Annotated in this window: 5 protein-coding genes and 2 tRNA genes; 5 read left to right on the top strand and 2 right to left on the bottom strand. The window is 66.6% G+C overall.

Annotated features, from left to right (window positions below):
• The first annotated feature begins 20 nt into the window (after positions 1-20).
• From dnaG to B4E36_RS14505, 3 genes are all read left to right on the top strand, one after another.
• On the top strand, positions 21-1,916 hold the full coding sequence (dnaG, locus tag B4E36_RS14495) for a DNA primase (RefSeq protein WP_292735448.1): 1,896 nt from the start codon (positions 21-23) through the stop codon (positions 1,914-1,916).
• A 53-nt stretch (positions 1,917-1,969) separates the two neighbouring features.
• The gene (locus tag B4E36_RS14500; RefSeq protein ID WP_292729380.1) at positions 1,970-2,758 is read left to right on the top strand and encodes an ATP-binding cassette domain-containing protein; all 789 of its coding nucleotides are present in this window, start codon (positions 1,970-1,972) and stop codon (positions 2,756-2,758) included.
• An 84-nt stretch (positions 2,759-2,842) separates the two neighbouring features.
• Positions 2,843-2,918 (top strand) — tRNA-Asn (locus tag B4E36_RS14505).
• Positions 2,919-2,942: 24 nt separating this feature from the next.
• Here B4E36_RS14505 and def read toward each other — a convergent pair.
• The gene (gene def, locus B4E36_RS14510; protein WP_292735445.1) at positions 2,943-3,509 is read right to left on the bottom strand and encodes a peptide deformylase; all 567 of its coding nucleotides are present in this window, start codon (positions 3,507-3,509) and stop codon (positions 2,943-2,945) included.
• A 56-nt stretch (positions 3,510-3,565) separates the two neighbouring features.
• On the opposite strand from def, the gene B4E36_RS14515 reads away from it, so the two are divergent.
• The gene (locus B4E36_RS14515; RefSeq protein ID WP_292735442.1) at positions 3,566-4,543 is read left to right on the top strand and encodes a DMT family transporter; all 978 of its coding nucleotides are present in this window, start codon (positions 3,566-3,568) and stop codon (positions 4,541-4,543) included.
• Between the two features lie 58 nt (positions 4,544-4,601).
• Positions 4,602-4,675, top strand: a tRNA-Ile gene (locus B4E36_RS14520).
• A gap of 243 nt (positions 4,676-4,918) precedes the next feature.
• On the opposite strand, the gene B4E36_RS14525 is transcribed toward B4E36_RS14520, so the two are convergent.
• The coding region (locus B4E36_RS14525; protein WP_345900504.1) for an SPFH domain-containing protein at positions 4,919-6,432 on the bottom strand (1,514 nt) is incomplete at its 5' end.

Here is a 6,432-nt window from a genome sequence, read left to right on the forward strand (position 1 = left end):
GGGCCCGGTAGGGCGGCCTGATGCCAGGACGGATCGCGCAGGCCGACATCGACGAGGTGAAGGCGCGGACGAACATCGCCGATGTGATCGGCGAGCGTGTAGCCCTCAAGCCCGCCGGTGTCGGTTCGCTGAAGGGACTGTGCCCCTTCCACGATGAGCGCAGCCCGAGCTTCCATGTGCGACCGCAGGTCGGCTTCTATCACTGCTTCGGGTGTGGCGAGTCCGGCGATGTGTACTCGTTCCTGCGCAAGATGGACCACCTGAGCTTCACCGAGGCTGTCGAGCGGTTGGCCGGGCGGATCGGCTACACCCTGCACTTCGAGGAGGGCGGCGCGGCACCGGAGAACTCGGGACGTAGTCGCCTCTACGCGGCAAACGCTGCAGCTGCCGAGTACTTTCGAGCCCAGCTTCTGACGCCCGAGGCCGAGGTCGGACGCCGGTTTCTGGGTGAGCGAGGGTTCGACGCTGCTGCCGCTGCGCACTTCGGGGTGGGCTTTGCGCCCAAGGGCTGGTCAAACCTCTCAGACGCTCTCGCTGGGCAAGGGTTCACGCGCGAGGAGCTGTTGGCTGCGGGGCTGCTCTCGCAGGGCCAGCGCGGCACGTACGACCGCTTTCGTGGCCGCCTCATCTGGCCGATCCGAGATGTGACCAGCCAAGTCGTCGGGTTCGGGGCGCGACGGCTGCTCGAGGATGACCAGGGGCCGAAGTACCTGAACACCCCAGAGACCTCGATCTACCGGAAGTCGCAGGTACTGTACGGCCTCGACCTTGCCAAGCGAGACATTTCCCGGGAGCATCGCGTCGTGGTCGTCGAGGGCTATACCGATGTCATGGCGTGTCATCTCGCCGGCATCACGACGGCGATCGCAACCTGTGGAACGGCGTTCGGCAGCGATCACATCACGGTGCTCAGGCGCGTCATGGGCGACGATTCGAGCGGGGGAGAGGTCGTCTTCACCTTCGACCCGGATGCCGCGGGTCAGAAGGCGGCGCTCCGGGCCTTCGCCGACGAGAAGCGCTTTTCGGCACAGACGTACGTGGCCGTGGCGCCGGACGGGCTAGACCCGTGCGATCTGCGGCTCGCTCGTGGTGACGACGCCGTGCGCGCCCTCATGACAACGAAGGCGCCGATGTTCGAGTTCGTCATCGACCAGCGACTTTCGCAGTACGACCTCGGCACTGTGGAGGGGCGCGCCGCAGCGCTCCGCGCAGCCGCACCTGTTGTCGCCGACATCCGAGACCCGTCGTTGCGACCCGGGTACGTCCGCGTCCTCGCGCGCCGGATCGGTCTGGATCTCGACGAGGTGAGCGCAGCGGTATCGCGAGCTTCCCGTTCGCGTGACACGGGCGGGTCGCTGCAGCGGCGTGGGCGCGATGACGCGCCGCCGGCTGAGCGCCAGCATCCGGATGACGGAGCCGCCGCCTCCGCACCGGTGCTGATCCCGACGATCGCGTCGCTTCCTCGTACCCGCGATGTCGTGATCGAGCGTGACGCGCTCATGGCGGCTCTGCAATTCGGGCACCGCCTCGACGATGCGACGGTCCGTCGCGCCCTGGGAGCGGCGTTCCAGCACCCCGCGCTCGATGCCGTTCGTGCCGCCGTGGTCGAGGCGCCCGATTACACGCGAGCGGGATGGGCAGTGCAGGCCGTTGACACCATCCGCGAGCCCTACCGCGCGCTCGGCTCGGAGCTGCTCATGTCTGCGTTCCCGGCCCTCGGCGAGGCGGATGCCGCAGCCTCGGCATCCGATTTGATGCGTCGATTGATCGTGCGACGCGTCGATTCGGAGAAGGCGGAACTGGTTCGCGCAGTCCAGCGCGTGCCTCCGGACTCCGAGGAGGGGCGTCGGATTCGCCTGCAGCTGCGCGAGCTCGATCTGGAGCGGCAGCGCTGGACAGGCGACACCGAACGCTGATCGACCGGGACTCTGGACTGGATCCCAGCGCAACGGCACGGCAGGATGAGGGTATGTCTCCTCGTCGCAGAGCCACCGAAGCGGCGATCGTGTGCTCGGACCTCTCGATCAGTCACACCGGTCGCGGCGAGACCGACAAGCTCATCGACGGGATCACCTTCACTGTCGCTCGCGGCTCGGTTCTTGCGCTCATGGGTCCTACCGGCGCCGGAAAATCGAGCCTCCTTTCGGTGCTTGCTGGTCGCGCGCACGAAGGCGTGTCGGTCACCGGGGGAGACGCGCTCGTCGATGGCATCTCGGTCCGGCGCCCCGGCAGGGCGATCCGCGAACTGACATATTTCGCCGGCTACCTGCCTCAATCAGCCGGCGCACACTTGCCCTCCCGGCTGACGGTCTCGGAGGTCATCGCCGAGCCGATCACCTCGAGGGAGCGGCGAATCAACCAGAAGGCCCTCGCGATCCGCGTCGCGGGCCTGCTCGATGAGCTCATGCTTCCCCTGGGCGTTGCGAACAAGTTCCCCTACGAGCTTTCGGCGGGGATGCGCCAGCGTGTGGCGCTCGCCCGAGGCCTCGTCGTCGACCCGCGGATTCTCGTGGCCGACGAACCGTTCGCGAATCTCGATGTCGAAGTCCGCAAAGCCGCGCGCGAGGCCATCACGCGGCGACGAGATGACACCGGCATGGCAGCTGTCGTCTCCACGCATGACCCCGAAGCCGTGAAGGAACTCGACGCGAACGTGCTCGTGCTGCGCGGTGGGCACGTCGTCGCCTTCGGCCACGGTACGAACGATCTGATCTGGACGCCGAGCGCAGAAGCAGACCGCCGCTTCGTCGTGTCCTGACGGCGCGACGAGGGCCTGGCTCGCGTCGTTGAAACCCCGTCGGCTTTGCTAAGATAGTGGGGTTGCCCGCTGCGGCGGGCATTTTCCTCGGTAGCTCAATTGGCAGAGCAATCGGCTGTTAACCGATAGGTTCTTGGTTCGAGTCCAAGCCGGGGAGCCATTACTCCATACCCTCGTCTTCCGTTCAGGCGTCGAGGTCGTCGACTCCTGGCATCCACGACTTCCCTGGTGTGCCCCAGCCCTGTTTGCGGGAGATCTTCTGGGCGGTGCGCCAGTCGCGGTCACCGAGCCGGTCCAGGTAGAGCACACCGTCGAGGTGGTCGAATTCGTGTTGCAGGATGCGGGCACGCCATCCGTCGACCTCGATGTCGACGGGCTGGCCGTCGAGATCGATCCCGGTGACCCGGGCACGCTCGGAGCGGCGCAGCGGGAACCGCTCACCCGGGAACGAGAGGCATCCCTCCGACTCCTCATCGGGATCGGGCTCGCCCGGTTCCAGGGGAGTGATCCACAGCTCCGGGTTGATGACCACGCCTCGCCACGGTGCACCGTCGTCATCGGTGTAGCTGTAGGTGAAGATCCGAAGCCCTACGCCTACCTGCGGGGCCGCCAGGCCGACGCCAGGAGCGGCATCCATCGTCTCGTACATGTCAGCGACGAGCTGACGGATGTCATCGCTGATCTCCGCGACGGCAGTGGCGGGAGCGTGGAGGACGGGATCGCCCATGATGCGGATCGGGAGAACAGCCATGCGACAAGCCTATTGAGACACACGGCGTCTGGCCGACGCCGGGATAGGGTCGAATCGTGCTCCTCCTGACCGTGTCGGCAAGCGTGACCGACCAGATCACTGAGGCGTTCCGCGACCCCGCGATCCTCGCCGGGATTCCCCTTGCGCTGCTCGGCGCCATCTTCATGTCGTTCGGTGCCCAGTATCAGTACCGGGGCGTCCAGAAGGTTGAGAAGCTCACCGGCCGCTCTGGCGGGAACGGGCTCGATCGCAATCATCTTCTGAACTTGCTGCGGCGGCCATCGTGGCTGGCGGGCACCATCATGTTGGGGCTCGCGATCGTCTGCCAGCTCGCGGCGCTTTCGGTGGCGCCGCTGATCCTGGTGCAACCGCTCGGAGCCGTCTCGCTGGTCATCACCACCCTGCTCAACGCCCGCATCAGTGGGCATCGCCCCACGCGCCAGTCGATTCGATCGATCATCGCGGCAGTGGGCGGGATCTTCATCTTCGTGACGATCGCCGCGTTCTTTGCCACCGAGCGCCCCGTCACGCAGGCGCAGCTGCTGGTCATCCTCGGTCTGCTGGCGGTGACCATCGTCATTTTCGCCGTTCTCTGGCTCGTGTTCCGCAAGCACGGTCTAGCGCTGTTCTACATCGTCGCCTCAGGCGTTCTCTACGGCTTCGTGGCGACACTCGCGAAGGTGGTCCTGAGCCGGATCCGGGACCAGAACTTCGACTGGCTCACTCTGCTGTGCGTCGTCGCCCTGTTGGCGGCGGTGGCGGTCGGTGCGTACTTCGTCCAGACGGCGTACAGCCTCGGGCCACCCGATCTCGTGATCGCGGGCCTGACGGTGATCGACCCGATCGTGGCGGTGGTCATCGGGCTCGTCGTGCTGCAGGAAGCCGAGACTGCGCCGCTGTGGGCCTTCATCGGGTTCGGGGTCGCCGGCGCCCTCGCCGTATACGGAGTGATCAGCCTGGCGCGCAACCACCCCCAGGTGATCAGCGACAGCCTCGAGCTACCGTTCACGCGCGGAAGCTCCTCGGACGATTGATCGGCAGACGGTTCGAAGTCCGCGTCGTGAGCGCACGCCCGGTACGCTGATCTGGCAGGGGGCGGTGGCCAAGCTGGTCAAGGCAGCGGGCTCATAACCCGACGATCGTGGGTTCAAGTCCCACCCGCCCTACGAACAGAGCCCCGCCGTCTGGCGGGGTTCTGTTCGTTGTCGGGGGTGTTGCCGCGAACGCACCTTGTGGGTGGGCCCCATTCGCCGGAGGCTCCGCGGATCGCGTAGCGAGCCGTGGAGGGGCGAAAGGGACAAGTCCCACCCGCCCTACGAGCAGAGCCCCGCCGTCTGGCGGGGTTCTGTTCGTTGTCGGGGGTGTTGCCGAGAGCGCGCCTGGGGGTGGGCGGGTGTTGCCGCCGAACGCTATTCCGCCTTCGGCTTGGTTGTGCGCCGGGAGGTGGCTACTTGCACGGGTTCGCTCGCGGCGGCATCCGCCATACCGGAGCCGAAGGCACGGCCGACGGCCTGCCCCTGGATGATGGTGGCGAGGTCAATGCCGGTTGCCGCCTGAACACTGTCGAAAACCGACTTCATGGCTGTCGCGCTGTCGGCCCCGATGACGCGGGATGCGCCCTCCTCGCCGGATCCGCCACCGACGATCGAGACGTTGCCGATGGCGGAGTAGCCCTTCGCGAACTCCGCCATGATCGAGGGGAGCACATCGAGCACGCGCTGAGACAGAATCGCCTCCTGGTTCGAAGCGATGGCTTCGGCCTCGGTTTCGATCGACTCGGCACGCGCCTGACCTTCGGCCCGGATCGCGTCGGCCTCGGCCTCTGCGCGCAGGCGCCGCGCGGTGGCTTCTGCGTCCGCGAGGGCGCGCAGTGCGCTGGCCTCACCGGCGGCGCGCGCCTCGGCAGCGGCTGCCTCACCGGCGGCGCGGGCCCGATCCGCTTCAGCCTGCTGCTCGGCGATTCGGGTGCGAGCCTCAGCTTCTTTGATCTTCTCGATCGCGGCAGCCTCTGCGGCACGTTCGCGAGTGTAGAGCTCGGCCTGAGCACGCGTCTCAGCCTCGTATCGCTGAGCGTCGGCGACGCGCTTGACGTCGGCATCCAGCTGTGCCTGCCGGTTCTCGGCCTGCTGCTGCAGAACCGCCTGCTCAGCCTGGGCTCTCGCGAGTTGCTCAGCCTGTTCGGCCTCGGCGCGGGCGCGACCGATACCGGCATTCGCATTGGCGGTATTGGTGTCCAGCGCCGTCTGCTCGCTCAGGTTCGCTTCTTGGTTCGCGATGTTCTTCTGATTGATCGCGCGGTCGGCGTTGGTCTGCGCAATCTCGGCGGCCTGGCGTTTGGCCTGGATCTCGGGTGCGCCGAGCGACTGGATGTAGCCCATCGCGTCAGTGATTCCCTTGATCTGGAACGAGTCGAGGATGAGGCCCTGCTCGGCGAGCTCCTGAGAGACATCGGCGGCGATCTGATCCGAGAACTTCTTGCGCTCGCGCATGAGTTCGACGACCGACAGCGTCGCAACGATTCCGCGCAGCGCTCCCTCAAGCTGCTCCGTGGTGAACTGTTCGATCGCCTTGTCCTGTGACGCGAAACGCTCGGCGGCACGGCGGACGAACACCGGGTCGGACCCGATCTTGACGATCGCAACGCCATCGACGTTGAGCGTCACATTGTCGAGCGACTGCGCCTCGGCGTTCAACGACACCTGGCGAGAACGCAGGGAGATGATCTCGTGACGCTGCGTGATGGGGTTGACCAGTGACTTGCCGTTGACGATCACGGTGACCGGGGATTCGGACATCTCCGATCGGCTCGTGCCGTCGGCATCCATCACCGTGGTCTGCACTCGCTGCTTGCGGCCCGAGATGACAAGGGCCTCGTCCGCGCGAGCGACCTTGATCCACGCCTTCGCCAACAGGAGGCCGATGA

Source organism: Martelella sp. UBA3392, assembly GCF_002358775.1.
Taxonomy (GTDB): Bacteria; Pseudomonadota; Alphaproteobacteria; order Rhizobiales; family Rhizobiaceae; genus Martelella; species Martelella mediterranea.